This window comes from Flaviflagellibacter deserti (assembly GCF_042652085.1).
GTDB classification, from domain to species: domain Bacteria; phylum Pseudomonadota; class Alphaproteobacteria; order Rhizobiales; family Methylopilaceae; genus Flaviflagellibacter; species Flaviflagellibacter deserti.
The window spans coordinates 1,330,860-1,356,245 of record NZ_JBHSJF010000006.1 but is presented as its reverse complement, the minus strand read 5'-3'; the positions used below and the strand labels follow the sequence as shown (position 1 = coordinate 1,356,245).

31 protein-coding genes and 1 tRNA gene are annotated in these 25,386 nt (G+C 62.7%); 13 read left to right on the top strand and 19 right to left on the bottom strand.

Going from position 1 to position 25,386, the window contains the following annotated elements:
- Positions 1 to 26 precede the first annotated feature (26 nt).
- The 3 genes from ACFPFW_RS13695 to ACFPFW_RS13685 all read right to left on the bottom strand — a co-directional run bounded on the left by ACFPFW_RS13695 (position 27) and on the right by ACFPFW_RS13685 (position 971).
- On the bottom strand, positions 27 to 458 hold the full coding sequence (locus ACFPFW_RS13695; protein WP_379771146.1) for a DUF6766 family protein: 432 nt from the start codon (positions 456 to 458) through the stop codon (positions 27 to 29).
- A gap of 80 nt (positions 459 to 538) precedes the next feature.
- The gene (locus ACFPFW_RS13690) at positions 539 to 763 is read right to left on the bottom strand and encodes a DUF2934 domain-containing protein (RefSeq protein WP_114956726.1); all 225 of its coding nucleotides are present in this window, start codon (positions 761 to 763) and stop codon (positions 539 to 541) included.
- Positions 764 to 782: 19 nt separating this feature from the next.
- Positions 783 to 971 (bottom strand): DUF3008 family protein, encoded by a 189-nt coding sequence (locus ACFPFW_RS13685; protein WP_114956727.1) that lies wholly within the window; start codon positions 969 to 971, stop codon positions 783 to 785.
- Positions 972 to 1,082: 111 nt separating this feature from the next.
- Between ACFPFW_RS13685 and ACFPFW_RS13680 the strand changes: the two genes are divergently transcribed.
- The 3 genes from ACFPFW_RS13680 (at position 1,083) to ACFPFW_RS13670 (ending at position 2,528) form a co-directional block, all read left to right on the top strand.
- Complete coding sequence (locus ACFPFW_RS13680) at positions 1,083 to 1,826, top strand: competence/damage-inducible protein A (RefSeq protein WP_114956728.1); 744 nt, start codon at positions 1,083 to 1,085, stop codon at positions 1,824 to 1,826.
- 53 nt (positions 1,827 to 1,879) lie between these two features.
- Positions 1,880 to 2,392: an MgtC/SapB family protein gene (locus tag ACFPFW_RS13675; protein WP_379771141.1), complete on the top strand. Its 513-nt coding sequence runs from the start codon at positions 1,880 to 1,882 to the stop codon at positions 2,390 to 2,392.
- 50 nt (positions 2,393 to 2,442) lie between these two features.
- A tRNA-Leu gene (locus ACFPFW_RS13670) sits at positions 2,443 to 2,528 on the top strand.
- A 25-nt stretch (positions 2,529 to 2,553) separates the two neighbouring features.
- Here ACFPFW_RS13670 and ACFPFW_RS13665 read toward each other — a convergent pair.
- The 9 genes from ACFPFW_RS13665 to ACFPFW_RS13625 all read right to left on the bottom strand — a co-directional run bounded on the left by ACFPFW_RS13665 (position 2,554) and on the right by ACFPFW_RS13625 (position 9,185).
- A complete protein-coding gene (locus tag ACFPFW_RS13665; protein ID WP_114956729.1) occupies positions 2,554 to 2,889 on the bottom strand; it encodes a cytochrome C oxidase subunit IV family protein in 336 nt (111 codons plus the stop codon).
- Between the two features lie 8 nt (positions 2,890 to 2,897).
- Positions 2,898 to 3,617, bottom strand: coding sequence for a heme-copper oxidase subunit III family protein (locus ACFPFW_RS13660; RefSeq protein WP_114956730.1), 720 nt, complete (start codon positions 3,615 to 3,617; stop codon positions 2,898 to 2,900).
- Positions 3,618 to 3,630: 13 nt separating this feature from the next.
- A complete protein-coding gene (locus ACFPFW_RS13655) occupies positions 3,631 to 4,323 on the bottom strand; it encodes a cytochrome c oxidase subunit 3 (protein ID WP_114956731.1) in 693 nt (230 codons plus the stop codon).
- Entirely contained in the window at positions 4,320 to 6,092 is a 1,773-nt protein-coding gene (locus ACFPFW_RS13650) for a cytochrome c oxidase subunit I (RefSeq protein ID WP_114956732.1), read from the bottom strand. Before ACFPFW_RS13650 ends, ACFPFW_RS13655 begins: the two co-directional genes overlap by 4 nt.
- The gene (locus ACFPFW_RS13645) at positions 6,089 to 6,919 is read right to left on the bottom strand and encodes a cytochrome c oxidase subunit II (protein ID WP_114956733.1); all 831 of its coding nucleotides are present in this window, start codon (positions 6,917 to 6,919) and stop codon (positions 6,089 to 6,091) included. The genes ACFPFW_RS13650 and ACFPFW_RS13645 overlap by 4 nt, the downstream gene beginning before the upstream one ends.
- Before the next feature lie 30 nt (positions 6,920 to 6,949).
- The gene (locus tag ACFPFW_RS13640; protein ID WP_114956734.1) at positions 6,950 to 7,402 is read right to left on the bottom strand and encodes a c-type cytochrome; all 453 of its coding nucleotides are present in this window, start codon (positions 7,400 to 7,402) and stop codon (positions 6,950 to 6,952) included.
- A complete protein-coding gene (locus ACFPFW_RS13635) occupies positions 7,399 to 8,256 on the bottom strand; it encodes a DUF2189 domain-containing protein (RefSeq protein ID WP_114956735.1) in 858 nt (285 codons plus the stop codon). The genes ACFPFW_RS13640 and ACFPFW_RS13635 overlap by 4 nt, the downstream gene beginning before the upstream one ends.
- Positions 8,257 to 8,618: 362 nt before the next feature.
- A complete protein-coding gene (gene pqqA, locus ACFPFW_RS13630; RefSeq protein ID WP_114956736.1) occupies positions 8,619 to 8,714 on the bottom strand; it encodes a pyrroloquinoline quinone precursor peptide PqqA in 96 nt (31 codons plus the stop codon).
- Between the two features lie 54 nt (positions 8,715 to 8,768).
- A complete protein-coding gene (locus ACFPFW_RS13625) occupies positions 8,769 to 9,185 on the bottom strand; it encodes a hypothetical protein (protein WP_379771133.1) in 417 nt (138 codons plus the stop codon).
- Between the two features lie 125 nt (positions 9,186 to 9,310).
- Here ACFPFW_RS13625 and ACFPFW_RS13620 point away from each other — a divergent pair, with 125 nt between their 5' ends.
- The 6 genes from ACFPFW_RS13620 to ACFPFW_RS13595 all read left to right on the top strand — a co-directional run bounded on the left by ACFPFW_RS13620 (position 9,311) and on the right by ACFPFW_RS13595 (position 14,347).
- Positions 9,311 to 10,495: an ABC transporter substrate-binding protein gene (locus ACFPFW_RS13620; RefSeq protein WP_114956737.1), complete on the top strand. Its 1,185-nt coding sequence runs from the start codon at positions 9,311 to 9,313 to the stop codon at positions 10,493 to 10,495.
- Positions 10,496 to 10,532: 37 nt separating this feature from the next.
- Positions 10,533 to 11,504: a PQQ-dependent catabolism-associated beta-propeller protein gene (locus ACFPFW_RS13615; protein WP_114956738.1), complete on the top strand. Its 972-nt coding sequence runs from the start codon at positions 10,533 to 10,535 to the stop codon at positions 11,502 to 11,504.
- 60 nt (positions 11,505 to 11,564) lie between these two features.
- Positions 11,565 to 12,005 carry a cupredoxin domain-containing protein gene (locus ACFPFW_RS13610; RefSeq protein WP_162799646.1) on the top strand — a complete coding sequence of 147 codons (441 nt, stop codon included), beginning with the start codon at positions 11,565 to 11,567 and terminating at the stop codon, positions 12,003 to 12,005.
- 91 nt (positions 12,006 to 12,096) lie between these two features.
- Complete coding sequence (locus tag ACFPFW_RS13605; protein WP_114956894.1) at positions 12,097 to 12,882, top strand: ATP-binding cassette domain-containing protein; 786 nt, start codon at positions 12,097 to 12,099, stop codon at positions 12,880 to 12,882.
- On the top strand, positions 12,879 to 13,733 hold the full coding sequence (locus ACFPFW_RS13600) for an ABC transporter permease (RefSeq protein WP_114956740.1): 855 nt from the start codon (positions 12,879 to 12,881) through the stop codon (positions 13,731 to 13,733). The genes ACFPFW_RS13605 and ACFPFW_RS13600 overlap by 4 nt, the downstream gene beginning before the upstream one ends.
- The gene (locus ACFPFW_RS13595; RefSeq protein WP_114956741.1) at positions 13,730 to 14,347 is read left to right on the top strand and encodes a hypothetical protein; all 618 of its coding nucleotides are present in this window, start codon (positions 13,730 to 13,732) and stop codon (positions 14,345 to 14,347) included. Before ACFPFW_RS13600 ends, ACFPFW_RS13595 begins: the two co-directional genes overlap by 4 nt.
- Here ACFPFW_RS13595 and ACFPFW_RS13590 read toward each other — a convergent pair.
- The 4 genes from ACFPFW_RS13590 to ACFPFW_RS13575 form a co-directional block, all read right to left on the bottom strand.
- Positions 14,344 to 15,150, bottom strand: a complete 807-nt coding sequence (locus tag ACFPFW_RS13590; RefSeq protein ID WP_379771127.1) for a substrate-binding domain-containing protein — start codon at positions 15,148 to 15,150, stop codon at positions 14,344 to 14,346. The two genes, ACFPFW_RS13595 and ACFPFW_RS13590, sit on opposite strands and share 4 nt — an antisense overlap.
- 73 nt (positions 15,151 to 15,223) lie before the next feature.
- Positions 15,224 to 15,727 (bottom strand): c-type cytochrome, methanol metabolism-related, encoded by a 504-nt coding sequence (locus tag ACFPFW_RS13585; RefSeq protein WP_379771489.1) that lies wholly within the window; start codon positions 15,725 to 15,727, stop codon positions 15,224 to 15,226.
- A 107-nt stretch (positions 15,728 to 15,834) separates the two neighbouring features.
- The gene (gene xoxF5 / locus ACFPFW_RS13580) at positions 15,835 to 17,640 is read right to left on the bottom strand and encodes a lanthanide-dependent methanol dehydrogenase XoxF5 (protein WP_114956744.1); all 1,806 of its coding nucleotides are present in this window, start codon (positions 17,638 to 17,640) and stop codon (positions 15,835 to 15,837) included.
- Between the two features lie 254 nt (positions 17,641 to 17,894).
- Positions 17,895 to 18,251, bottom strand: a complete 357-nt coding sequence (locus tag ACFPFW_RS13575) for a hypothetical protein (protein ID WP_162799647.1) — start codon at positions 18,249 to 18,251, stop codon at positions 17,895 to 17,897.
- Between the two features lie 208 nt (positions 18,252 to 18,459).
- Between ACFPFW_RS13575 and ACFPFW_RS13570 the strand changes: the two genes are divergently transcribed.
- From ACFPFW_RS13570 to gfa, 3 genes are all read left to right on the top strand, one after another.
- A complete protein-coding gene (locus ACFPFW_RS13570) occupies positions 18,460 to 19,218 on the top strand; it encodes a pentapeptide repeat-containing protein (protein WP_114956896.1) in 759 nt (252 codons plus the stop codon).
- Between the two features lie 262 nt (positions 19,219 to 19,480).
- Positions 19,481 to 20,590 (top strand): S-(hydroxymethyl)glutathione dehydrogenase/class III alcohol dehydrogenase, encoded by a 1,110-nt coding sequence (locus ACFPFW_RS13565; RefSeq protein WP_114956745.1) that lies wholly within the window; start codon positions 19,481 to 19,483, stop codon positions 20,588 to 20,590.
- Positions 20,591 to 20,629: 39 nt separating this feature from the next.
- Complete coding sequence (gene gfa, locus ACFPFW_RS13560) at positions 20,630 to 21,211, top strand: S-(hydroxymethyl)glutathione synthase (RefSeq protein WP_379771122.1); 582 nt, start codon at positions 20,630 to 20,632, stop codon at positions 21,209 to 21,211.
- Between the two features lie 51 nt (positions 21,212 to 21,262).
- On the opposite strand, the gene ACFPFW_RS13555 is transcribed toward gfa, so the two are convergent.
- The gene (locus ACFPFW_RS13555) at positions 21,263 to 21,559 is read right to left on the bottom strand and encodes a hypothetical protein (protein WP_114956746.1); all 297 of its coding nucleotides are present in this window, start codon (positions 21,557 to 21,559) and stop codon (positions 21,263 to 21,265) included.
- 266 nt (positions 21,560 to 21,825) lie between these two features.
- Positions 21,826 to 23,280, bottom strand: a complete 1,455-nt coding sequence (locus ACFPFW_RS13550) for a DEAD/DEAH box helicase (protein ID WP_114956747.1) — start codon at positions 23,278 to 23,280, stop codon at positions 21,826 to 21,828.
- Positions 23,281 to 23,614: 334 nt separating this feature from the next.
- Between ACFPFW_RS13550 and wrbA the strand changes: the two genes are divergently transcribed.
- Positions 23,615 to 24,214 carry an NAD(P)H:quinone oxidoreductase type IV gene (gene wrbA, locus ACFPFW_RS13545; protein WP_114956748.1) on the top strand — a complete coding sequence of 200 codons (600 nt, stop codon included), beginning with the start codon at positions 23,615 to 23,617 and terminating at the stop codon, positions 24,212 to 24,214.
- Positions 24,215 to 24,217: 3 nt separating this feature from the next.
- Here the strand turns inward: wrbA and ACFPFW_RS13540 are convergent, their stop codons facing one another.
- Positions 24,218 to 25,384 (bottom strand): FAD-dependent monooxygenase, encoded by a 1,167-nt coding sequence (locus tag ACFPFW_RS13540; protein WP_114956749.1) that lies wholly within the window; start codon positions 25,382 to 25,384, stop codon positions 24,218 to 24,220.
- Positions 25,385 to 25,386 lie beyond the last annotated feature (2 nt).

Genomic DNA, 25,386 nt, shown 5'->3' with positions numbered 1-25,386 from the left:
GGACGATTTGAAACGAAAGTCCACCGTCAGGAACGACGGCGGGTTTTCCTTTGTCCGGCGCGCGAATGCTGGCCCGCATAGGCGGCGTCGAGGGCGCGGATCTCGTCCTCGGCGCCTTTGGGATCTAGCTTCCGGATAAGAACGTCGATCTTGGCTTCCAGTCGCTCATCGCCTTCCTTCGACTGCGGCGAGCCGACATAAAGGAAGAGTGCGAGACCACCGACCTGCCATAGCAGTTGTAGAAATTCCGATTGCCAGTTCTCGAACGTGTCGCGCAGCATCTCGACCGAGTAGCCCGAAAGGGTGATGGGCTGACTGAGTGCGCGCTGCTCGTCGATGTAGGCGAACCAGCCGAAGATCCAGTGGCCCGCGATCGAGAAGAGGAACAGTCCGAGCGTGATCCACGCATAAGAATAGCGTTTCAGGACCGATCTCATCGGAAGATCGGTCTCGGCCATGGGTTCGGGGTTCTTCGGCGTTTCTCCCAGCGCCTTTTGACGGGCGCTGTCTCCTGTTCTTCTCGAACTTCTGGCCATGATTATCCTAGCTCGGTTGACTCCTTCAGCCGCTCACCGACTGGTTGTTCGACTTTCTGCTCTACCTTCTGCGCCCCGAGCGGACCGTCGGCGTCCGGCTCGGGCCTGAACTGGTCGCACATCTCGCGCCGGGCCTGCTCCCAGTGTTCGCGCTCGCGGCCTTCCGGCTGGCCGAGCTGAATCCATATCTCATAGGCGCGCAGTCGGATGCGTTCTTCCTTGTCCATTCCGTCCCCCCGATCCGGTTCAGTGCTTTGCGGCGTGCTCGGGTTTTCCCTTGCGCTTGGTCGAAGCCATCTTGTCGAGTTCCTTTTCGCTCATGGACTCGACCATCTGCTTTGAGGCGCCGCGCAGCTTCGATTTCGGCATGTCTCCGCGCTTGGCGGCGAGGGCCGCTCCGGCGGCCTTCTGTTGGGCTCCAGATTTGGCTGGCATGATGCGCTCCCGAATGTGTTGGGTTTCCCATGACGGGAACGCGTGGACCGACGCAGGGTTCCGGCACGAACGCCCTTGCTGAACCGGGGAGCGGCACCTTAAATCCCCGCCATGACCACGCCCGACATCGTCACTGCCGCCGTCCTCGTGATCGGCGACGAAATCCTATCCGGCCGCACCAAGGATCAGAACATCGGCACGATCGCCGACTGGTTGACCGGGATCGGCATCGATCTGAAAGAGGTGAGGGTGGTTCCCGATGAGGAGCCTGAGATCGTCGGGGCTGTGAACGCGCTTCGAGCGAAATACACCTACGTCTTCACCACTGGCGGTATCGGCCCGACGCATGACGACATCACTGCCGATTGCGTGGCCAAGGCGTTTGGCGTCGGCATCGATCACGATCCGCGAGCCGTCGCTTTGCTCCAGCAGATCCCCGGCATGGTGCTCAACGAAGCGCGGCTGCGGATGGCGCGCATCCCGAACGGCGCCGATCTCATCGTCAACAGCGTATCCAAGGCGCCGGGCTTCCGGATCGGCAACGTGCATGTGATGGCCGGCGTACCGAAGATCATGCAGGCCATGCTGGTGGAGATCGCACCGACGCTGAAGACCGGGCCGAAGGTGCAGTCGGTGACGATTCCGGCCGGCCTGAAGGAGGGCGATATCGGCACGCCGCTCGGCCTCATCCAGAAAGCGTATCCGGCGGTGACGATCGGCAGCTATCCCTTCCAGGACGAGCGCGGCTACAACACCAACCTCGTCGTCCGCTCGCGCGATACCGAGGCCCTGGTCGCCGCGACGAACGCGGTCGAGGCGATGCTGGCCGATGTGAGAGAGCAGCTCTCGCGTTGAACCCTTCCGCACCGTGAAAGGTTGAACTCCCGAGACAATAGCGGGAGGCGGCGATGGATTTCGTACTCGAAGCGGAACGGGTTCTTCATGCCGAGGTCGGCATCGGAACGATGATGAGCAGACTGGTGACGGCGGCTCTCCTCGGCCTCGTCGTCGGCCTGGATCGCGAATATCGGCAGCATTCGGCGGGCATGCGGACGCATATGCTGGTGTCGCTCGCCGCGGCCACATTCGCGCTGCTCACCTTCGAGCTCATCGCCCGCATGCGCGGCGATCTCATCCAGGCGGATCCGGTGCGCGTGATTGGTGCGGTGACGAACGGCGTTGCCTTCCTCGCCGCCGGCACGATCATCCAGGGCCGGCGCGGCGTGAAGGGTCTGACAACGGGCGCCGGAATGTGGATGGCCGGCGCCATCGGCCTTGCATGCGGGATCGGCGCCTATGTGATCGCGGTGACCGGGACCGTGCTCGTGGTGATCATCCTGTCGCTTCTGGCGCTGGTCTCGCCGGCGCTGCCGAAGCAAGGCGCCGACGCCCGCGACAACGAAGCGAAAACGTCGGATTGATCCGGCAGACGTTGAGCGACACAACCCCGTCATCTAGGGTGCGCGCCCACGCGGGCGTGGTGGAACTGGTAGACACAAGGGACTTAAAATCCCTCATCCTCTGGATATGCGGGTTCGACCCCCGCCGCCCGCACCACACCCCGCTGTGCTGCCGCCTTCGCTCACGACCCGTTCAGGAACAGCACTCGGGTGAAGAGCGTGTAGCCCGACTCCTCGACCATGATCCAGACGAAGACGAGCACCGCGCCGACCGGGACGAGCATCGCGTAGACGAGTGCGAGCCGTTCCCAGGCGAGGTGCATGAAGACCGCGACTATCAGGCCCGCCTTCAGGATCATGAAGGTCAGGATGAGAGTGTACCGCATCGGCCCCTGAACGCCGAAATAATCGACCAGATACGAGAACGTGCTAAGCACGAACAGCCAGCCCCAGACGATCAGATAGAGCTTGATCGGATGATGCTGGCCTTCCGCCTTTTCGGTCACGGCATGTGTCATGTCTGTTCTCACCACAGATAGAAGAAGGCGAAGATGAAAACCCAGACGAGGTCGACGAAGTGCCAGTAGAGGCCCATGATCTCGACGGCCTCGTAACGGCCCTTGCGGCTGGTGAAGAAGCCCTTGGCCTCGCGGTCGAAGTCGCCGCGCCAGACCTTCCGGGCGACGATCAGCAGGAAAATCACGCCGAACGTCACATGCGTCCCGTGGAAGCCCGTGATCATGAAGAAGGCCGAGCCGAACTGGGCCGCTCCCCACGGATTTTCCCATGGCCTGACGCCCTCGTGGATCAGCTTGGTCCATTCGAACGCCTGCATGCCGACGAAGGCCGCACCAAGCAAAGCGGTAACCAGCATCAGGATCGCCGTGGTGCGCCTGTCGCGCCGATAGGCGTAGTTCACCGCCATTGCCATCGTGCCGCTGCTGCTGATCAGCACGAAGGTCATGATCGCGATCAGGAGCAGCGGCAGCGTCACGCCGCCGATCTCCAGCGCGAAGACCTCGCTCGGATTGGGCCACGGCACCGAGGTCGACATGCGGGCCGTCATGTAGGCGATCAGGAAGCAGCTGAACACGAAGGTGTCGCTGAGAAGGAAGATCCAGATCATGGCCTTCCCCCAGGAAACGTTCTTGAACGCCTGCTGGTCCGACGACAGGTCGGCCGCGATCCCCTTCAGGCCGGCCGGCATCGTCTCGGTCTGGATGTGGGTCAGGGGAATGTCGGCCATCCGCGATTTCTCCCTAGCTGAGAAGCTGCCGGCAGAGCTCGAGCGCATCGGCTGCCCAACCCGTCAGGAGGGCGAACAGGATGAGCCAGACGGCGAGCAGGAAATGCCAATAGATCGCGCAAAGCTCGACGCTGAGCCGAACGGCCCGGACATCGTCGCTCAACCATGTCCGGTACATGGTGCGGGCGAGGGCAACCAGGCCGCCCAGCACATGCAGTCCGTGTAGCCCGGTGATAAGATAGAAGAACGAATTCGCGGGATTGCCGGCCAGCACATAGCCGGCCTCGTCAAGCTGCCACCAGGCGAGGAACTGCCCGACGACGAATGCGAGGGTCGAGCCGCCGGCCGTCAGCAGGCCGATCTTCACGCTCTGGATGTCCCAACGGTCCGCGGCCCGCTTCGCGCCCTGCAGGACCACGCTGCTGAGGAGCAGAAGCGCCGTATTCGGCCAGAGCAGCGCCGGCATCGGCAGCGACGACCAATCGGAGAATTGCATCCGCATCGAATAGGCGCTGATCGACAGTGCGAAGAGCGAGCCGAGCCCTACTAGGAGCACGCCGAGGCCGATCTTCGCGAGCGGAACCGTGCGAGGTGCTTCGTCGATCACGCCCTGTTCCAGCCAGGGCTTGGCCATCAGCCGCTGCCGCGACATCCACCAGCCTGCGACGACGCCGACCGCGGCGAAGAAGAGTAGCGCACCCGTCATGGCGAATGCCCCTGCATCGCGACGACAGCCGGCGGCGGCTCGTTCTGCGGGATGAAGTCCCGCGCGGCGCCGGGCACGTTGTAGTCATAGGCCCAGCGGTAGACGACCGGGACATGCGGACCCCAATTTCCATGCGGCGGCGGCGTCTCCGGCGTCTGCCATTCGAGCGAGGCGGCACCCCACGGATTGCCGTCCGCCTCGCGGCCTCGGAACAGGCTCCAGGCGAGGTTGAACACGAACATGAACTGGGCCGCGCCAACGATCAGCGCCGCTATCGTGATGAAGATGTTCAACTGATGCGCCGAGGCTGGGTAAGTCGTCGATTCCAGCATCTCGTGATAACGGCGCGGCACGCCCATCAGCCCGAGATAGTGCATCGGGAAGAAGATCGCGTAGGCGCCGAGGAAGGTGATCCAGAAGTGGATCTTGCCGAGCGTCTCGTCGAGCAGCCGGCCCGTCACCTTCGGATACCAATGATAGATCGCACCGAAGATGACCAGGATCGGCGCGACGCCCATCACCATGTGGAAATGCGCCACGACGAACATCGTGTCCGACAGCGGCACGTCGACGACGACATTGCCGAGGAACAGCCCCGTCAGTCCGCCGTTCACGAAGGTCACTATGAACGCCAGCGCGAACAGCATTGGCGTCCGCAGATGGATGTCGCCCCGCCAGAGCGTCAGCACCCAGTTGTAGACCTTGATCGCGGTGGGGATCGCGATGATCAAAGTGGTCGTCGCGAAGAAGAACCCGAAATAGGGGTTCATGCCGCTCACATACATGTGGTGCGCCCAGACGACGAAGCTGAGCGCCCCGATGGCGATGATCGCCCATACCATCATGCGGTAGCCGAAGATGTTCCGCCGCGCATGCACGCTGATGAGGTCGGAGACGATGCCGAAGGCGGGCAGGGCGACGATGTAGACCTCGGGGTGGCCGAAGAACCAGAACAGGTGCTGGAAGAGGAGCGGGCTGCCGCCGCCGTATTTGAGCTGTTCGCCCATCGAATAGAGCGTCGGCATGAAGAAGCTCGTGCCGAGCAGCTTGTCGAACAGCATCATCACCGCGCCGACGAACAATGCCGGGAAGGCCAGCAGCGCCATGACGCTCGCGGTGAAGATGCCCCAGACCGTCAGCGGCATCCGCATCAAAGTCATGCCGCGCGCACGTCCCTGCAGGACCGTCACCACATAGTTCAGGCCACCCATGGTGAAGCCGATGATGAAGACGATCAGCGAGACGAGCATCAGGACGATGCCCCATTCCTGGCCCGGAGTGCCGGCGAGGATCGCCTGCGGTGGGTAGAGGGTCCAACCCGCGCCGGTGGGGCCGCCGGGCGCGAAGAAGCTCGCGACCAGGATCAGGACCGCGAGGAAATAGACCCAGAAGCTGAGCATGTTGACGTACGGGAACACCATGTCCCGCGCACCGACCATCAGGGGGATCAGGTAATTGCCGAAGCCGCCGAGGAAGAGCGCGGTCAGCACGTAAACCACCATCATCATCCCGTGCATGGTGATGAGCTGGTAATAGCGGTCGGCGTCGATGAACTCGAACACGCCCGGGAAGCCGAGCTGCAGCCGCATCAGCCACGACAGAACTAGCGCGATCAGGCCGACCCCGAGCGCAACCAGCGAATATTGGATGGCGATGACCTTCGCGTCCTGCGCGAAGACGTATTTCGTGATCCAGCTGTGTGGATGATAGAGCTCGACGTCCTCGACATCGGCGGACATGCCGCCGGGCCCGAGCGGGATCTCGGTCATCGCGTTTCCTCATTCTTGTTATTGGCGGGGGCGGTGTCGTTGTCGGCCAGCACCGGTCGCGTCTGCTTGTCGAGCCAGTCCTGGTAGGCGACCGCCTCCTCAACCACGACCTGACCGCGCATCATCGGATGGCCGACGCCGCAGAGCTCGGCGCAGAGAATTTCGAACTGCCCGGTCCGCGTCGGCGTCAGCCAGAAATAGGTGACCATGCCGGGCACCAGGTCCATCTTCGCGCGGAATTCCGGCACATAGAAATTGTGCAGCACATCGACCGATCGAAGCAGCGCCTTGATCGGCTTGCCGACCGGCAAATGCAGTTCGGCGCCCTGGACGACGACATCGTCCTTGCCGTTCGGATCGTCGGGATTGAGCCCGATCGGGTTCTCGGTGGTGATGAATTTGGTCGAGGACGTACCGAGCTTCCCGTCCGGCCCCGGCAGGCGGAAGCTCCATTGCCATTGCTGGCCGACGATCTCGGCCTCCGTGGCTTCCGCAGGAACGTTGATGAACCGGTCCCATACGAACAGGCCGGGCGTCAGCATCGCCGCGACGCCGACGCCGGTCACCACCGTCAGCCACCACTCGAGCCTGCGGTTCTCGGGCTCATAACTTGCGACATTGCCGGGCCGGTGGCGGAAGCGGAACACGCAATACGCCATGAACAGCAACACCGCGACGAACACCACGCCGGTGATCCAGAAGGTGATCAGGATCGTGTCGTCGATGTACTTCCAGTTCGAGGCAATAGGCGGCCACCACCACGGGCTCAGGAAGTGAAACAACACCGAGCCCAGCGCGACCACTACGAGCATCACCGCGGCGAACATCGCTCACCTCCCGGCCCGTCTTTTTTGTTTTTACTCCTTGATCAGCGTGACGGGTGCGCTGTCGAACGTATGCAGATAGGCGATCAGATCCTTGATCTTCTGGTCGTCCTTGAGACCGGCATAGGTCATCTTCGTTCCCGGGATCTTGGCCTTCGGGTTCTTGATGTATTCGGTGAAGGTCGGCTCGTCCCAAGTCAGATGCGCTGTCTTGTTTGCCTCCGTATAGGCGTATCCGGCGACCTTGCCGGAGACGCGTCCGAAGAGCCCGTTGAGAGTCGGGCCGACGCCGTTTTTCGCAGTAGGCCCGACCTGATGGCAGGCGCGGCAGGCCGCATAGACCTTCTCGCCCGCCGCCGCGTCCTGTGCCCGGACCTCGGCGGTGAAAAGCAAGGCAATCGCAAGTGCTGTGAGTGGGAGGGCGGGGCGCCAGCGGGCGCCCCAGGGACAACCGCCGTAGATGTCAACGTCGCTTTTTTCCGTCATTGCAATACCTTGCGATAAAGATGCCATGTTGCGTGACCGAGAACCGGCATGACGACGATCAGCCCCAGCAGGAGCGGGATCGTGCCGAGGACAAGGCCGCACGCGACGATCATTCCCCAGAGCAGCATCGGTCCGGGGTTCATCATGACGGCCCGTACGGAACTCTCTATCGCCGTCCTCAGGGTAACGTTGCGGTCGAGAAGGAGCGGGAACGACACCACGCTGATCGTCAGCACGAGCAGAGCAAACAGGAAGCCGACGCTGACGCCAACGATCATGAGCGCCCAACCCTCGGACGTGGTGAATATCTGACGGGCGAAGTCAGTGATGGAAGCCGGCATATGTGCGCCGAAAATGAGCCAGTAGATGCCCATGGCAACTGCCAGCCAGACCACGAAGATCGCGGTCAGCAACAATCCCAGCCCGACGAACGCCCCAAACGATGGCCGGTTGAGCACGGCCATGGAGTCGGACCATGAGACCTCGAGTCCGAGCTCGCGCCTTCTGCTCATCTCGTACAGACCGGCAGCTGCGAACGGACCGATCAGCGCGAAACCAGAAATGAGGGGAAACAGCAGCGGAAGCATCTCGTTGTGCAGCGCCACATGCGCCAAAACGAGACCTGCCAGGGGGTAGACGAAGGCGATGAAAATGACGTCTGTCCGACAGGCGCCAAAATCCGCGAGCCCCTTCGACAGTGCGTCGCGTATGTCCGCCGCGGTGATGCGTTGCACCACGGGAATGTCGCTCAGTGCTTCTCTGGGCCTCTTCCAGTCGTGGGCAGTATGGCCTAGGCCATGAACCGTTTCGCGGATCGCGTCATAACCCCATTCAACGGGGTTTCGGATCGTCATCTCCGTTTCCTCCCGAACCTTGAGGTCGAGATCACGGACGGTTTCATGACGATTGGGTCACGAACACACCGCGACCTCAGCCCAAAGTCGAGAATACGCCCGATCTGCCCGAAAACAAGTGGATTGCCACATGGATCGGTCCAGCGATGAAGCCAGGCATTTGGTTTCGGAAGACACGAACGGCGTGATCACACCTGTGACGACGCTGGGCCGAGGATGCGACACGTCCACCAGGAGCGATCGCTTTGTTCGAAGGCACAAATTGAAGCCCCGCGCGCCGCGACCTCACTTGAGATCAGGAGCGCGCGGCGGCTGTACTATTCAAGACCATTGCCGGCATTGCTGTCGGCAATGTTCGGCGATCAGATTTCGCCGTCGTCCAGGCCTTCAGCCGGCGTATAGGCCGTGACTTCGAGGCCGCATGCGGTTTCGACGATCTTCGGTGTTTCCCAAGTCATTTTTCATGCTCCGTCTGCTTGTTCTACCCGAACCGTCGATTGTCGGCCGCCCGGTCATTTGGCTCCGGAAAGTTGCTTCGCCTGCCTGACAGAGGTCATGCAATCAGCTTCCTTGCCCTGCCGATCGAATTCCCTCGCGCGCTGCAGAGCTGCGTTTGCATCGGTCGGCTCGGCTGCTGCCCGCCCGCTAGCCGCCTGGTCCGCCGCAGTTGGCTGACCTTGCGTCTGGCGGCGCACGTCCGCGGGCGACGTGGCCTTGCCCTCGGCCTGCTTGCCCATTGCGCCGGTCGGCGCATGCTGACCCGACGAAGCGGCTGACGAGCCGGTTCCGGATGTCGGACCCGCACCCGCATCACTGGCGGAGAGGGTCTTCGTCAGATTGTTGATTTCCGTCGTACACGGGCCAGCCATTGCAGGGCCGAGTCCCAACCCCAGTGTGGTGGCGGCGAGAATGAATGTCGTGGTTTTCATCGGCCTCTCCTAATTGTCAGGGGAATGGAGGCGCGCAAATTTGGCTTCCTTGTCTGCAACTCAATTCGGGGGTTCCTCGTTCCTTCCGGAATGACCGGATTGAACACCGGCACCGGGGGGAGACGATGAGACGACTGATCCTGATCCTTGCGATCATGTTGGCTCCGCTCACATCTTCAGCCATAGCGCAGGTCAACGAGGTCCGGATCGGCTATCTGCGCACTCCGCCTCCGCGCGAGGCTCTGTCCCTGATCGACCTCCCCGCGGAAAACGACGGGTTGGCCGGCGCTGAGCTTGCCGTCGCTGACAACAACACGACCGGTCGGTTTCTCAAGCAGGCCTTCCTGATCGAAGAGACGCGCCTTGCCGATGGAGAAGATCCCTCGCAAGCGGTTACGGCGATGGCGGATAGGGGCATATCTTTCGTCATTGCCGATCTCGATCCGGACTTGTTGCTGAAGACCGCCGCCGCGGCGCAGGGCAGGGGCATCCTCCTCTTCAATGTCGGAGCGGCGGACGACAGGCTCCGCGAAGAGGACTGCCGAGCGAACGTCATCCACGTGGCTCCCACGCGATCCATGCTCGCGGATGCGCTCGCCCAATATCTCGTCTTCAAGAAATGGCGGAAATGGTTCCTCGTCGTCGGCTCGCATCCGAAAGACGTGCTGTATGGCGATGCCCTGCGGCGGGCCGCGAAGCGTTTCGGCGCCCAGATCGTCGAGGAGCGCATCTTCGAGGACACGGGAGGGGCGCGGCAGACCGACAGCGGTGTCGCTCAGGTGCAGCGGAAGATCGCGGTCTTCACGCAGAGCGTGCCGGCCTATGACGTGCTGGTGGCAGCGGATGAGAGCGAGGTGTTCGCCGCCTACATGCCGTTCCGCACCTGGGACGCACGCCCGGTCGCGGGGTCGGCGGGTCTCGTTCCGACCAGCTGGCATGCGTCCCACAATCAGTGGGCCGCTCTTCAGATGCAGAGCCGGTTCCAGAAGCGCTTTTCGCGGTTCATGACAGCCCGGGATATTCAGGCTTGGTCGGCCGTGCGGATGGTCGGCGAAAGCGCGACGCGGACTGCTTCGACCGATCCGCAGACGATAACACGCTATCTCAAGAGTCCCGACTTCTCCCTGGCGGCATTCAAGGGTCAGAAGCTGACATTGCGGGACTGGAATCTTCAGCTCCGTCAGCCCATTCTGCTGGCCGACGGCCGCATGGTCGTGTCGGTGTCCCCGCAGGAGGGCTTCCTGCACCAAGTCTCGGAGCTCGATACACTCGGGTTTGACCGGCCCGAAACAAAATGCAAGCTGAAATGACTGGTCGAACTCCGGACAACAAGGAGGAGACAGGGAGATGCAGCTTCGAACCGTGGCGCTTGGCGCCGCGCTATCGACCGCTTTCGCTTGCGAGGCGGGCGCCTACACGGCCTATGTGTCGAATGAAGGAGCCAACACCGTGTCGGTCATCGACATGGCGAATTTTTCCGTCATCGCAACGATCAAGGTCGGCCAGCGGCCGCGCGGCATCGAGCTGACGAAGGACGGCAAGCATCTCCTGGTCGCCGTCGGCGACGATGACACGGTCGAGATCGTCGACACCGCAACTCGCGAGATCGTGGGCACGCTGCCCTCCGGCCCCGATCCCGAACTCTTCACGCAGGATCCGGAGGGCAAGCTCCTCTATATCGCCAACGAAGACGACAACCTGGTCACCGTCGTCGACATCGCGAAGCGGGCTCCTGTCGCCGAGGTGCAGGTCGGCGTCGAGCCGGAGGGGATGGGCATGAGCCCGGACGGCAAGATCCTCGTCAATACGTCCGAAACGACGAACATGGCGCACTTCATCGATACGCAGACGCACGAGATCGTCGCCAACGTGCTCGTCGATTCCCGGCCGCGCTTTGCCGAATTCAAGAAGGATGGCTCGGAGCTCTGGGTCTCGGCCGAAATCGGCGGCACGGTCAGCGTCATCGATCCCGTGAAACGGGAAGTGACGAAGAAGATCACGTTCGAAATCCCGGGCCTAAGGGCGGAATCGATTCAGCCCGTCGGCGTGCGCATCACCAAGGACGGCAGCAAGGGCTTCATAGCGCTGGGTCCGGCCAATCGCGTCGCCGTCGTCAATGGAACGACGCACGCGGTGGAAGACTATCTCCTGGTCGGCCAGCGCGTCTGGCAACTCGCGTTCACACCGGACGAAAAATACCTGCTCACCACCAACGGCGTATCGAACGACGTGTCTGTCGTCGACGTTGCTGCGGGCAAGGTGATCAAGACCATTCAGGTCGGCGAACTGCCTTGGGGGGTTGCCGTTTCAAACGATTGATTTTCACTGACCAGATTCGGCTGTCTTAGCGTCCGATCCAAACAATAATGGGAGGAACAAATGCCTGAATTAAGCGCAGTTCGACTTGCGAGAATGATGTTCCTAACCGCATTCATGGTCAGCGGACCCTATCTCGCTCATGCGCAGCAGGGTTTGCTCACTCGGCCTCAAAAACTCGAGCCGCCTTTGAAACTGTCGTCGGGCGCTCCGCTTGCCGAGAAGCCCTATCAACTGGAGTCGGGGAAGCACTACCGGCTCACGATCACGTCCGATGGAACTCAAGAACTGGCCCTTAATGGCCCTGACTTCTTCCGGAACGTTTGGGTCAACGAGGTGGTGATCAACGATATCGAGATCAGGCCGCTTGGCGTGGATTCAATCGAATTCGATGCCAAGGGAGAGGTGGAAATCACGTTCGTCACCATTCGCCCGGGTACGTTCACATTGCGGGTGCCGGGCACCACCAGCAGCTCACAGCAGGCGACCTTCAATGTGAAATGACGGTTCGTGCCGTTGCCGCGGGCAGGTGGCCAGGACCGTCCAGGTCGGCGAGCTGCCGGGGGTGTCGCCATTTCGGAGGACTGACGCCACGATAGCGCATGTCTCGCGGGAGCAACTGCAATCCGCCGGCTCCGCCGCCCTGTCGGTCGAGGGAGTGAGCCATTCCTATGGCCTGCGGAGCGCGCTCAAGGACCTGAGCTTCGCGATTGATCCCGCGACCTTCACCGTCCTTCTCGGACTGAACGGAGCGGGCAAGAGCACGCTGTTTTCGCTGATCACACATCTTTACGCCACGCAGACGGGCTCGATCCTCATCTTCGACCACGACGTCGGACGGGCTTCGGGAGAGGCGCTGCGCAGGCTTGGCGTCGTCTTCCAGTCCCGCACCCTCGACCTCGACCTGACCGTCATGCAGAACCTCGCCTATCACGCCGCCCTGCATGGCATAGGCAGCCGTGAGGCGAGGCTGCGGGCAGGGGAGGCGCTGGAGCGCGTCGCGCTGACGGATCGCATGCGGGACAAGGCACGCAGCCTCTCCGGCGGCCAGATGAGGCGACTCGAGATCGCCCGCGCGCTGCTGCATCGGCCACCGCTTCTCTTGCTCGACGAACCCACGGTTGGCCTCGATGTCGATGCGCGCGCGGACATTCTCGACCACGTCCACCGGCTGGTCGCGCAGGACGGCGTCTGTGTGCTGTGGGCGACGCATCTCGTCGACGAGATAGGGACTCGGGACGACGTCCTTGTCCTGCACGAAGGGCGACTGCTCGCGCATGGCCGCGCGTCGAAGGTCATCGCCGATTGCGGCGCGCAGGATGTTCGAACCGCCTTCATGCGACTGACCGGGCGAGAAAGGGAAACGAGCGGAGTTCCATGACGCTGGATATCGCCACGCACTCCCAGCCACCCGGCTTCTCGATCGGGCAATACGCTATCTGCCTGCGCGGGATCGTCTGGCGCGAAATGCTCCGCTTCCTTCATCAGCGCGAACGGTTCGCCTCCGCGCTGGTCAGGCCGCTGGTCTGGCTGTTCATCTTCGCTGCGGGCTTCCGGCAGGTGCTCGGCGTGTCGATCATTCCGCCGTACGAGGTATACGTCCTCTACGAGGTCTTCATCACGCCGGGCTTGATCGCGATGATCCAACTGTTCAACGGCATGCAGTCGTCGCTTTCAATGGTCTACGACCGCGAGACGGGCAGTATGAGGACACTGCTCGTCAGTCCGCTGCCGCGCTGGTTCCTGCTGTCGTCGAAACTGATTGCCGGCACCGCAATCTCGCTGCTGCAGGTCTACGCGTTCCTCGCCATCGCGTGGTTCTGGGAGATCGAGCCGCCCATCGTCGGCTATCTTACGGTCTTGCCCGCGCTGATCCTTTCGGGGCTGATGCTCGGTTCGCTCGGCATGCTCGTGTCTTCGCTCGTCAAGCAGATGGAGAACTTCGCGGGGGTGATGAACTTCCTGATCTTCCCGATGTTCTTCGCCTCGTCGGCGCTCTACCCGCTATGGCGCGTCAGGGAATCCAGTCCGCTCCTCTATTACATCTGCGAGCTCAACCCGTTCACCCATGCGGTGGAGCTGATCCGCTTCGCCCTCTATGCCAAGCTCAATCCGGCTGCCCTAGGCATCGTCGCGGCATGCACGGTCGTATTCATGATCGGGGCGATATTGGCCTATGATCCCGCTCATGGCTTTCGCGCCCGGCAGGGGCAGACAGGAGGAGCGGCGTGACACGTCTCTCTCGTCTCGCGGCGATTGCGGCAATAGCCGCCGCCGTTCCGCTTCACGCCAATGCCGTCGACCGGCGGTTTCCCGACTGGCCGTGCGTTCAGGCTCGAGTCGGGGAGATCTCCGTTGCCACGGCCTGGACCGGGCCCTCGGTCGAGGATGCGCTCGACATCTGGGACGACGATCGCCAGATCGCGGACCTCGTGGCGCATCTCGCCGCCCGGAGGACACCGTTGGACGAGGCTGAAAAGGCGGCCGTGGAGTTCGTTCAGAACGGCAATGGCGACAAGCAGGAGAAGGCCAAGCTCCTCGTCGCGGGCCTGTTCGACACGCTCAATCGGGAGCGGCTCGACGTCGTCAACGGGCTGGAACGCCTGACCCGCAGGCAGCGAGACTTCGCGACGAGCATCGAAGCCGATGCGGCGCGGCTGCGGAATCTGCAGAGCAAACCCGACGCGGACCAGAAGGAGGTCGCGGACCTCGCCAATCGTGTCGAATGGGCCACCCGCATTTTCGAGGAGCGGCGTAAATCGGTACGGTTCGCCTGCGAGGTGCCGGTGGTCATAGAACAACGGTTCTTCGCGCTAGCCCGCGCGGTTCAGCGCGTTCTGGACTAGTGACTCTTGATGATGTGGTTCTGTTCGTCGAGCAGAGGCACGCCGTAGTCGAGCAGGATCGTGTCGATCGCCTCCTTGTTGTTGCGGATCAGCCGGTTGAGCGCACGCTTCCATTCCTGGTCCGAGGCACGCACGCCCATCGTGATGTGAAAGGAAAGGCGAGGGCCCGTCATCTCCCTCACTAGCGGCGTTACGGACATGGGAGGCGTTGACTGCTTGGCGAAATAGCCGGCCATCGGGCCCCACAGTACCCCGGCATCGATGTCTCCCGACGCGATGTCGCGAACCATGTCCCTCGCCGAGGAATCGACACGGGTATCGACCAGAAGCGGGTAGGGCTTGGCGCGGGCCATCAGCCCGTTGACGACAAGAAGATCGCCCGGAGGAGTACCCGCCACCACGCCGATGCGCTTTTCCTTGAGTCGCGGGTCGGCCAACGTGTCGACGCCGTCCAGCCCGCCTCCCGGCTTGAAGATCAACGCATACGCAGTGCGGTAGTACGGGTTGGTATTCTGAACGAGTTCATCGCCCTGCGCGTAGCCGATGATGACGTCGCATTTGTGCATGCCCAGGGTGTTGCGGACGAAGCCGGTAGTCTGCGGGAACCAGGTGTAGACAAGCGACTTGCCGAGCTTCTGGGCGAGCAGTTCGGCGATCTTGTTCTCGAAGCCCTCCTGCTTGTCGTTCGAGAAGGGAAGGTTCCCTGGGTCGGAGCAGACCCGGAGAACCTTGGGATCGATAAGTTCGAGCGAGAGATCGGCGGCGCCCTGTGCGAGCGTCGCGGTTGCCACGAGCGGTGACATGATCGCCGCCCAAACAAGCCTTACAAACAATGCCGTCAGGCGCGTTCTGGCCATCTCTTCTCGCTCCGTACGATCAATGTCCCATGCAGGCTTTTTCCGCTTCGGCGAACGAGGCCGGTTTCGGGGCGTTCTTCGCCGGCCGGGCCCGGTCCACAGCTCCAGCCGTTCTCGCGCGCAGGTAGACGTAGATATCGTCGAGGTAGCACATGACGTTCGGGTTGGTTCCGAACGACGGCATGACGTTCTCATGGCCGCCGCCGACATTCACGCGTCCGTTGACGACGACGTTCTGGAAGTCCGCGTATGGCATGGTTTTCAGCGACTGCACCAGGGCAGGCGCATAGGTCGAGCCTTCGCCCGCCGGTCCGTGGCAGGTGTGGCACTCCGCGTGGTAACGCCGGAAACCCGATAAGGTGTACCAGTCGACCGTGCCGTCTGCATCCTTCTTGAAAGTGGGATTTCCCTGTGCATCGAAGAACTTGCCGTCCTGCTCGGACGCTACCGCGGGATCGCCCGATCCGTCGGCTCCGATTGCAGCAGGCGTGCTTGCGAGGAGCGCGATACCGAGCGCTCCAATAAAGAATTGGATTTTCACTGCTCTTTCCTCCGGGGCCTTTGCTGTTCGGCTGCGAAAGGTCCTCCGCTGGTCGAGCGGAGGACCTTCGCTTTAGTCCGAGAGGGGTCTCAGTCGCCCGGAAGCGAGAAGACCGTCAGCTGGCCGCCGAGAGCCGTGTAGTCGCGCAGCGCGGCATAGCCGCCGACAGCGCCGAGGCCCGCGGTCGGCTCGGTCAGACCGGCCGCGAGGCCGATGCCCGCCCAGCCGCCGACACCCGAGAGCACGGCGACGTATTGCTTGCCGTCGAACTCATAGGTGTTGACGTTGCCGATGATGCCGGAGGGGGTCTTGAACTTGTAGAGTTCCTTCCCCGTCTTGGCATCGACGGCCTTCAGGTAGCCTTCCAGCGTTCCGTAGAACACCACGCCGCCCTTGGTGGCGAGGGCGCCCGACCAGACCGAGAAACGCTCGGGCACCGACCAGGCGATCTTGCCCGTCGTGGCGTCCCAGGCGATGAAGTTGCCCATATTGGTCTCGCCCTTCGGCGGGAACATCGACAACGTGGCGCCGACATAGGGTTGGCCGGCGGTGTAGCTCACCTTGAACGGCTCGTAGTCCATGCAGACGTGGTTGGTCGGCACGTAGAAGAGCTTGGTGTCAGGCGAATAGCTGGCGGGCTGCTGATCCTTGCTGCCCAGAGCGGCGGGGCAGATGCCCTGCACGTTTGTGTCCGGGCCACCCTTCTGGGTCGAGTACTGATCAACCACCTGCGGCCGGCCGTATGTCTTGGACGACTTGTCCATGTCGATCTTCGTCGCCCAGTTCACCACCGGATCGTACTTCTCGGCAACGAGGAGTTCGCCGTTCTCGCGATCGAGCGTGTAGCCGAAGCCGTTGCGGTCGAAGTGCACCAGCGCCTTGCGGTTCTGGCCGCCAATCTGAAGATCCGTCAGGATCATCTCGTTGACGCCGTCATAGTCCCACTCGTCGTGCGGGGTCATCTGGTAGACCCACTTCGCCATGCCGGTGTCGGGATCACGTGCGAAGATCGTCATCGAATATTTGTTGTCGCCCGGACGCTGCGACGGGTTCCAGGTCGATGGGTTGCCGGTTCCGTAGTAGACCAAGTTCAGATTGGGATCGTAGGCGAACCAGCCCCAGGTCGTTCCACCGCCGATCTTCCACTGATCGCCCTGCCAGGTCTTGAGGCTGCTGTCCTTGCCGATCGGCTTGCCGAGCTCGGTCGTCTTTTCCGGGTCGACAAGCATCTCGTTGTCGGGCCCGACCGAATAGCCTCGCCAGGCCATCTTGCCGTCGGAGAGGTTGTAGGCGGTGATATGGCCGCGTACGCCGAACTCGGCGCCTGAAATGCCGATCAGCACCTTGTCCTTGACGACCATCGGAGCGGCCGTCGCGGTCTCGCCCTTGGACGGATCGCCGTTCTTCGTCTGCCAGAGCACGTTGCCGTTCTTGGCATCGAGCGCCACGACCGTGGTGTCCGCCTGATTCAGGATGATCTTGCCGTCGCCGTAGGCCACGCCGCGGTTGACGGTGTCGCAGCACATCACGGGAATGACATTCGGATCCTGCTTGGGCTCGTATTTCCAGAGAATCTTGCCCTCGTCCTTCAGGTCGAGCGCATAGACCATGTTCGGGAATGGGGTGTGCACGTACATCACGCCATCGATAACGAGCGGGCCGCCTTCGTGGCCGCGGAGCACACCGGTCGAGAACGTCCAGTTCGCCTGCAGCTTATCGACATTCTCGGTGTTGATCTGATCGAGCGCGGAGTAGCGATGATTGGCGTAATTGCCCGTGGGCATTACCCAATTCTTCGCATTCTTCTCCATTTTTTCGAGTTCGTCGTTCGCGTTTGCTGCCCCGGCGGCCACAGATGCAACGCCGGCAAGTAGTCCGACAATGAGGTAACGCATCGCTATCCTCCCTAACGATTTTTCGTTTGGGGGTGGCGGTACCAAGCAGAACGACACTACAGGCGTGCCGAATCCTCAGCACTGCAACCCTAATTTGGGAGTGTCTTCGAAGCCTCGCCCCGGCCTTAGGGATTACGCGGTTGGTTCCGCATCCCCTTGGCTCCTATTGCGTCAACGCTCCCAAGAAGTTGACGTCTCAAGCACCGAAAACATTCGGTCACGATATGCCTGTGCTCATCCGTACGCAACGGCGATCAGAAACAGCGCACTTCGGCTTCGGCCTGAGCCCGGCGCAGATCGTCGACGGCTGCTCTCGATGGCTCTGGAGACCTGAATTGAGCGCCACGTTCTCCCTGTACCTGTGCCAGGCTGGCCACCGTCTCTCCAGAGACGTACCGGTCGTAAGGCAGGAGCGTCGCGACCACGTCGATGGAACAGGAGCAACGTTCGAGGGAATCCCGCGTTTCTCCGTTGGCCTTCATGCAGGCGAAGACATAATCGACCCGGGCCGCGGTGGGATAATCGTTCAGCTGTTGTGCGCCGGACGGCGTGGCAAGGATTACAAAACCCAGCGCGAGCGAGCTGCGTAACATCATGTCAGTGAGGCTCATCTTCATGCCTCCGCGAACGGCGTCACCGTCTTGTGCCTTGGGTGGCGGTGACACTCGCTCATGTCCTATCGGCCTGCGAAATGCCATGCAATGTCTCTGCGCGGATCGGCCCACACGTCTTGCTATGAACGCCGTCAGCGACAGTTCGGTTGTGGAGCCGGCGATGTTTCACCGATCGACACGGGCGGCGATACTCGCCGTCCTCACAATGACAAGTACCGCACCTGCCATCGCGCAGGATCTGATGCGCCATCTCGACCTGTCGTCTCCCGAGATGACATCGGCGGAGATGACGCGATCAGACGTCGAGGCCGCGCTGCGCTCGTCCTCCATCGGAAAGCCCGCCGATCTGACGGGAAAGCGGCTTTCCGGTCTCGACCTCAGTGGTCTGGATCTTGCCGGTGTGATTCTCCGGGCTGCTCGGCTGAACCGGGCCAATCTTTCCGGCGCGAAACTCGATCGCGCGGTTCTCGATCAGGCATGGCTGCTTGGAGCAAACCTCGAGAAGGCCAGTCTCAGGGGAGCCAATATTTTCGGCGCGCAGATGCAGGGCGCCAGCCTGAATGGCGCCGACCTGTCGGCTGCCCGGCTGACCGCTGACCTGACGAGTGCGAGCCTAGTCGCGGCGAACCTCGAGAATGCCGATCTCGGTGCCGATATGAGGAACCAGTCCATGGGTCTCATGCGTGCCATTTTGCGGTCGGCGAAACTCGATCGCGCTAACCTCCGCGGTGCGAATCTCTCGCGGGTCGATCTCGAATTTGCGTCCTTGAAAGGCGCGGATCTGAGCCAGGTCTCGTTGCGCGGCGCTACTCTGGGCGGCGCCGATCTGACCGAGGCGACCGTGCAGGGCGCCGATTTCCTCGATGCCGATCTGGCGTCTGCAAAGCTCGTCCGCCTGGTCGGATTGGACCAGGCGAGAAATCTCGATCAGGCAAGGAATCTGCGTCGCGTGGTTCGGGAGTGACCCGGTCACTCCCGTGGTTTTCCTGCATTCGTCGTGCTACGCTTTCGTCAGAATTTCGTGAGCTCAGGGCCTCATGGCCCTGTCGAGCTCGTGGCAATCGCGGCTGAAACGAGCCTGGGCGAGAAACACCTCGCAGCTGCATGTCCGGCTTCGTATCACTAGCCGCCCGATGCTGTGCCGCCTTCGACCGCGAAGGCGGGATGTTTTGAGCTGACGCGTCGGATCCCCTTGGCGATCCGGATGAAGCGAGGAGCAGACAGCGATGAAGACCCGCGCCGCAGTCGCATTCGAGAAGGCCAAGCCGCTCGAGATCGTCGAGGTCGACCTCGAAGGTCCGAAAGCGGGCGAGGTCATGGTCGAGATCAAGGCGACTGGGATCTGCCACACCGACGAATTCACCCGGTCAGGTGCCGATCCCGAGGGTATTTTTCCAGTCATCCTCGGTCACGAGGGCGCTGGAATCGTCGTCGAAGTCGGCCCGGACGTGAAGTCGGTTGCGGTCGGCGATCACGTCATTCCGCTCTACACGCCCGAATGCCGCGAGTGTGAATACTGCCTCAGCCGGAAGACCAATCTCTGCCAGAAGATCAGGGCGACCCAGGGCAGGGGCCTGATGCCCGACGGGACCAGCAGGTTCTCCTACAAGGGCGAGACGATTTATCACTACATGGGCTGTTCGACGTTCTCGAACTACACCGTGCTGCCCGAGATAGCGGTGGCGAAAATCCGCGAGGACGCACCGGCGGACAAGGTCTGTTACGTCGGCTGTGGCGTGACAACCGGCATCGGCGCAGTCGTCAACACGGCAAAGGTCGAGTCGGGCGCGAATTGCGTCGTCTTTGGTCTAGGCGGCATCGGCCTGAACGTCATTCAGGGCCTGCGACTGGTCGGCGCCAGCATGATCGTCGGCGTCGATCTCAACGACGACCGGGAAAAATGGGGTCGCGAGTTCGGCATGACCCATTTCGTCAACCCATCGAAGGTCGGCGGCGACCTCGTCGCGCATCTGGTCGAGCTAACCCGCGGCGGCGCCGATTACACGTTCGAATGCATCGGCAACACCAAGGTCATGCGCACCGCGCTCGAGGCCTGCCACAAGGGCTGGGGCCAATCGATCATCATCGGCGTCGCGGGAGCGGGTGAGGAGATCGCCACGCGGCCATTCCAGCTCGTGACCGGGCGCGTCTGGAAAGGCAGCGCGTTCGGCGGCGCGAGGGGACGGACGGACGTGCCGAAGATCGTCGACATGTACATGAACGGTCAGATCGCGATCGATCCGATGATCACCCATACGATGAAGATCGAGGACATCAATACCGGGTTCGACCTGATGCACAGGGGGGAGTCGATCCGCGGCGTAGTGGTCTACTGAAGGAAGCAGCGAAACAAGCTGCGGTAGGGAGGACGACAAATGCTGGACACGATGACAATCTCCATTCATCCCGCCATCGACAACGGGATCAAACAGGGCTCGGAGAGCTTCGCCGGTGGCACTCTGGTCTGCGATTGCGCGGACAGGCCGGTGACCGTGCAGATCAGCTCCCAGGTTCTTCACAATCACGCATGCGGCTGCACGCAGTGCTGGAAGCCCAAGGGCGCCACATTCTCGATCGTCGGAGTCGTGCCGAGCGATAAGGTCAACGTCACTGCGAACGCCGACAAGCTCGCGGTGGTCGATCCAAACGCGACGATCCTGAGGCATGCCTGCAAGGCCTGTGGTGTGCATATGTACGGCCCCATCGAGAAGGATCATGCCTTCAAGGGCCTGTCCTTCATCCACGCCGAGCGGTTCAGGGAACCCGGTTGGGCGCCTCCCGGCTTCGCGGCCTTCGTCTCTTCGGTGATCGAATCCGGGACGAGACCCAGCGACATGCCAGCGGTGCGGTCGCGACTGAAGGAAGTCGGTCTCGAACCCTATGACGCACTCAACCCGCCGCTGATGGACGCGCTGGCGACCTTCGCGGCCAGGAAGGCAGGCACGCTGCGCGAATGAGAACAGCGGAAACGGATGCGGCTTGTTCGGTGTCCGTTTCCGCGCTTCGCGCTACTCGCCGTTCACGCACTGCGCCGCCGGGCATTTCTGCGGCGGCGCGATCCCGCATGTGGCGGTGAAGGTAGAGCCGGCCGGCGTATCGAACGTCTGCGACTGGCCGAGTTTGATGGCCGCCTGATTGGTACCTCCGCTGCCGTTCTCGCCATTGCAGACGAGCACCTGCGACATGGTCGGGCAGGAACGATTGGTGAAGGTGAAGCTTCCGCCTTTGCAGGCGGCCTCCGCGCCCGATGCCAGCGCGACCGAGAAAATCCCAATCCCTGCAAGCAGCTTGATGCCTGATGTCATGATTCACCTCCCGATCAGATGCTCGTTTGCGGGAGGGTTTGAAGTCAAGACGGCCGACTTTCTTCGGGAACCAGCGCTCACCCTCAACGTTCCCCCACGGGGGACGCAAGCGAGGGTTGGTCATGAACAATTTGATCTACATCGTCGGTCTCGTTGTCGTGGTCATCGCAGTACTGAGCTTCTTCGGCCTGCGCTGACATACGATCCGAGGCAAACGAAAAAGGGGCGCTCCGAGGCGCCCCTTTTCTATTTCCAGTTCTGGCTCTTTAGCTCGACCGGTTTTCCTGTCGGGGCCGCTGTCCATTCGGACGCTGCCCGTTCGGCTTCATGAACCGCATGCCGCCGAGATCGCCGCCGGCAGGACGTTCCTGACGCTGCTCGCCGCTACGGGCATGCGGGCGCTGCTCGCCATGGCGATGGCCGTGCGGCTTCTGCTCGCCGCTACGCTGCGCGTGCTGGCCGGGCTGCTGATGGGCATTGCCGCCCGGCTGGCTGCGGCCGCGACCACCGCGGCGCTTCTGGTTAGTGCGCTGCGGCTGGTTGCCGGGATGATGCGAGCCGCCGCCGCGGCTTGTGTGGAAGTCCTCGTGTGCCTTCTCATGGCCCTCAAGCGGCGGGACCGTCAGCGCGATCAGCCGTTCGATGTCACGCAGCAGCGGACGTTCGTCCGGTGAGCAGAACGAGATCGCCATGCCAGCTGCGCCGGCGCGTGCAGTGCGGCCGATGCGGTGGACATAGCTCTCCGGCACGTTCGGCAGGTCGAAGTTGACGACATGCGTCACGCCGTCGACATCGATGCCGCGGGCGGCGATGTCGGTCGCGACCAGCGCCCGGGTCTTGCCGGCCTTGAAGCTGGCAAGTGCGCGCTCGCGGGCACCCTGGGACTTGTTGCCGTGGATGGCCGCGGCGCCGATGCCCTCGACCTCGAGGTGTTTGGCGATTTTGTCGGCCCCATGCTTGGTCCGCGAGAAGACGAGGACGCGGTCCATGCCGTTCTCCTTGAGGAGGCGGGCCAGAAGGTGGCGCTTCTCGCCATTATCGACGAAGGCCATCTTCTGCTCGACGCGATCGGCGGTCTTGGCGACAGGCGTCACCGCGACCTCGACCGGGTTCTTCAGCATATCGGCCGCAAGCGCGCCGATCTCCCTCGGCATCGTGGCCGAGAAGAACAGGTTTTGACGAGACTTCGGAAGAGCCGCGACGATTTTCTTGATGTCATGGATGAAGCCCATGTCGAGCATCTGGTCGGCTTCGTCGAGGACGAAGATCTCGACCGGATCGAGCCGGAGCATCTGGCCGCGCAGATGGTCGAGCAGGCGGCCGGGCGTGGCGACGAGGATGTCGATGCCGGCGGACAGCGCGCGAACCTGCGGACCGGCCGAAACGCCGCCGAAGATGACCGCAACAGAAAGGCCAAGGCCCTTGCCGTAGACGCGGAAGCTCTCGGCGATCTGGCTCGCGAGTTCGCGGGTCGGGCTGAGGATCAGCGCGCGGCAAGAGCGGCGCTGGGCCGGCTTCTTGTCCGCGGCAAGGCGATGGAGGATGGGAAGCGCGAAGGCAGCCGTCTTGCCGGTGCCTGTCTGGGCGATGCCGAGAAGGTCGCTACCCTTCATGAGGTGAGGAATCGACTGTGCCTGGATCGGCGTCGGGTTCTCGTACTTTTCAGCCGAGAGCGCCGCGAGGATGTGCGCGTTCAGGCCGAGATCGGTAAAGGATGTCACTTAGTGGTGTGCTTTCAAATGGCCGCGCCCGGCGAGCCTGACGATCAAGCGTCAGTCGCAATATGCGCGGGGTCTCAAGAGACCGCCCCGCGTGATCTGGGCTGCCGGATGGTTCGAGGCGTCTGGCGAGACGGAAGGTACTGAAACCCCGTTCACGCGGCCATGACGCCGAAGATCGCCGAAGCGATGAGCGCTATGTGCGGGTTTGCGCGCGGAAAGTCAATCTTGGGGTTCCATAGGCGTCATGCACAGATGCACAAATGGGAATGCGACGCGCGGAATTGTTGGGCACGCGGGCATGCATATCCTCCCGGCAACTCTTCGGGAGCATGCGATGACCAAGATTCTTGTCCTCTATTATTCCGCTTACGGCCACATCGAGGCGATGGCTCAAGCCGTCGCCGAGGGCGCACGGGAGACCGGCGCCGAAGTGGCGATCAAGCGCGTGCCGGAACTCGTTCCGGAAGACGTCGCCCGCGCCTCGCATTTCAAGCTCGATCAGGCTGCTCCGATCGCGACGCCGGATGAACTCGCCGATTACGACGGGATCATCGTCGGCGCCGGCACCCGTTTCGGCACGATGGCCTCGCAGATGCGCAATTTCTGGGACCAAACCGGTGGCCTGTGGTTCGCGGGAAAGCTCGTCGGCAAGATCGGCTCGGCGTTCACCTCGTCGGCGACCCAGCACGGCGGTCAGGAATCGACCATCCTCGGCTTCATTCCGACGCTTCTGCATCAGGGCATGGTCGTGGCCGGCCTGCCTTATGCCTTCCAGGGGCAGATGGGCGTCGACGAGATCAAGGGCGGCTCGCCTTACGGTGCGTCCACGATCACCAATGGCGACGGCAGCCGTATGCCTTCGGCAGTAGAGCTTGAAGGTGCCCGCTATCAGGGCCGCCACGTCGCGACGCTCGCGGCGAAGCTGGCGAAGTAACCTTCAACTGTCGGGTCTGTATCCATACACCCAGTCGAACCGGCTCATGAGCCGGTTCGGGCCCATGGCACGGAGCGCGGTGTCGCGTGCGAGCGCCATCAGGCCGCCCATGCGGTAAATTTGGCCATTCTGACGTGACGTCCTCTGCACCGCCGTCACGCGCGGCTTGCGTAGCTTCTCGTATGCCGTGAACGCCTGCTTGGGCTCGGCGGGCCAGCGGACGAGCTGATTGGCCAGCACGGCGGCATCCTCGATTGCCATCGCCGCGCCCTGCGCCATGTGTGGTAGGGCCGCATGGGCGGCATCTCCAAGCAGAGTGATCCGGCCTTCGCTCCATGACGAGAGCTGGGGGAGCTCGTAGAGTGGCCATTTCAGCCATGGACCTGCTGAAGCGATCAACTGGCGGATGGTCGGGGTCCAGGCGGAGAAGGCCGCGCCGGCTTCCTGCGTGCTCGCAGGCGTGCCCCACCCTCGGTCCGGCGACGTCCCCTGCGCGGTGGCGACGAGGTTCAGCGTGCCTCTCTGCTCGACGGGATAGGTGACGAGATGTGCCTCGGGCCCGAGCCATACGGCGGCCTCGTTGCCGGTGCGTACGGCAGCGACCGCCCGCCAGGCGACCTGTCCCGAGAAGACGGGAGTTGGCCTGCCGAGCCGCGCGCGGACCGTCGAACGCAAGCCGTCCGCGCCGATGAGGGCAGGGGTGGCGACCGTCTCGTCGCCGCGCGTGTTACGAACGTGGACGATCACCCGATCCTCGGTCTGCGCGACGTCGATCAGCTCCGTTGCGAGGCGAATCTCCACGCCGGCCGAGGCAACGGCATTGGCGAGGACCGATTGCAGCCGGGCGCGGTGGATGAGGCGATAGGGAGCGCCCCAGCGGTTTTCGGCGGCATCGCCGAGCGGCATATGGGTGATCGCCCGGCCTGTCCTACCGTCGATCAGGCGTATCGCGTCGGGACGGAGGCCCGCCGTGTCTAGTGCTTGGCCGAGGCCGAGCTCATCGAGGATCCGGCCTGCATTCGGCGTGATCTGAATGCCGGCGCCGATTTCTTCCAGCGCCGGCGCGCGTTCAATGATCGCCGCCGACATTCCGTGGCGGGCAAGGGCGAGCGCAAGAGTGAGACCGCCGATACCGGCGCCCGCGATCAGGATCGGGCGCTGCGGAGGCATCC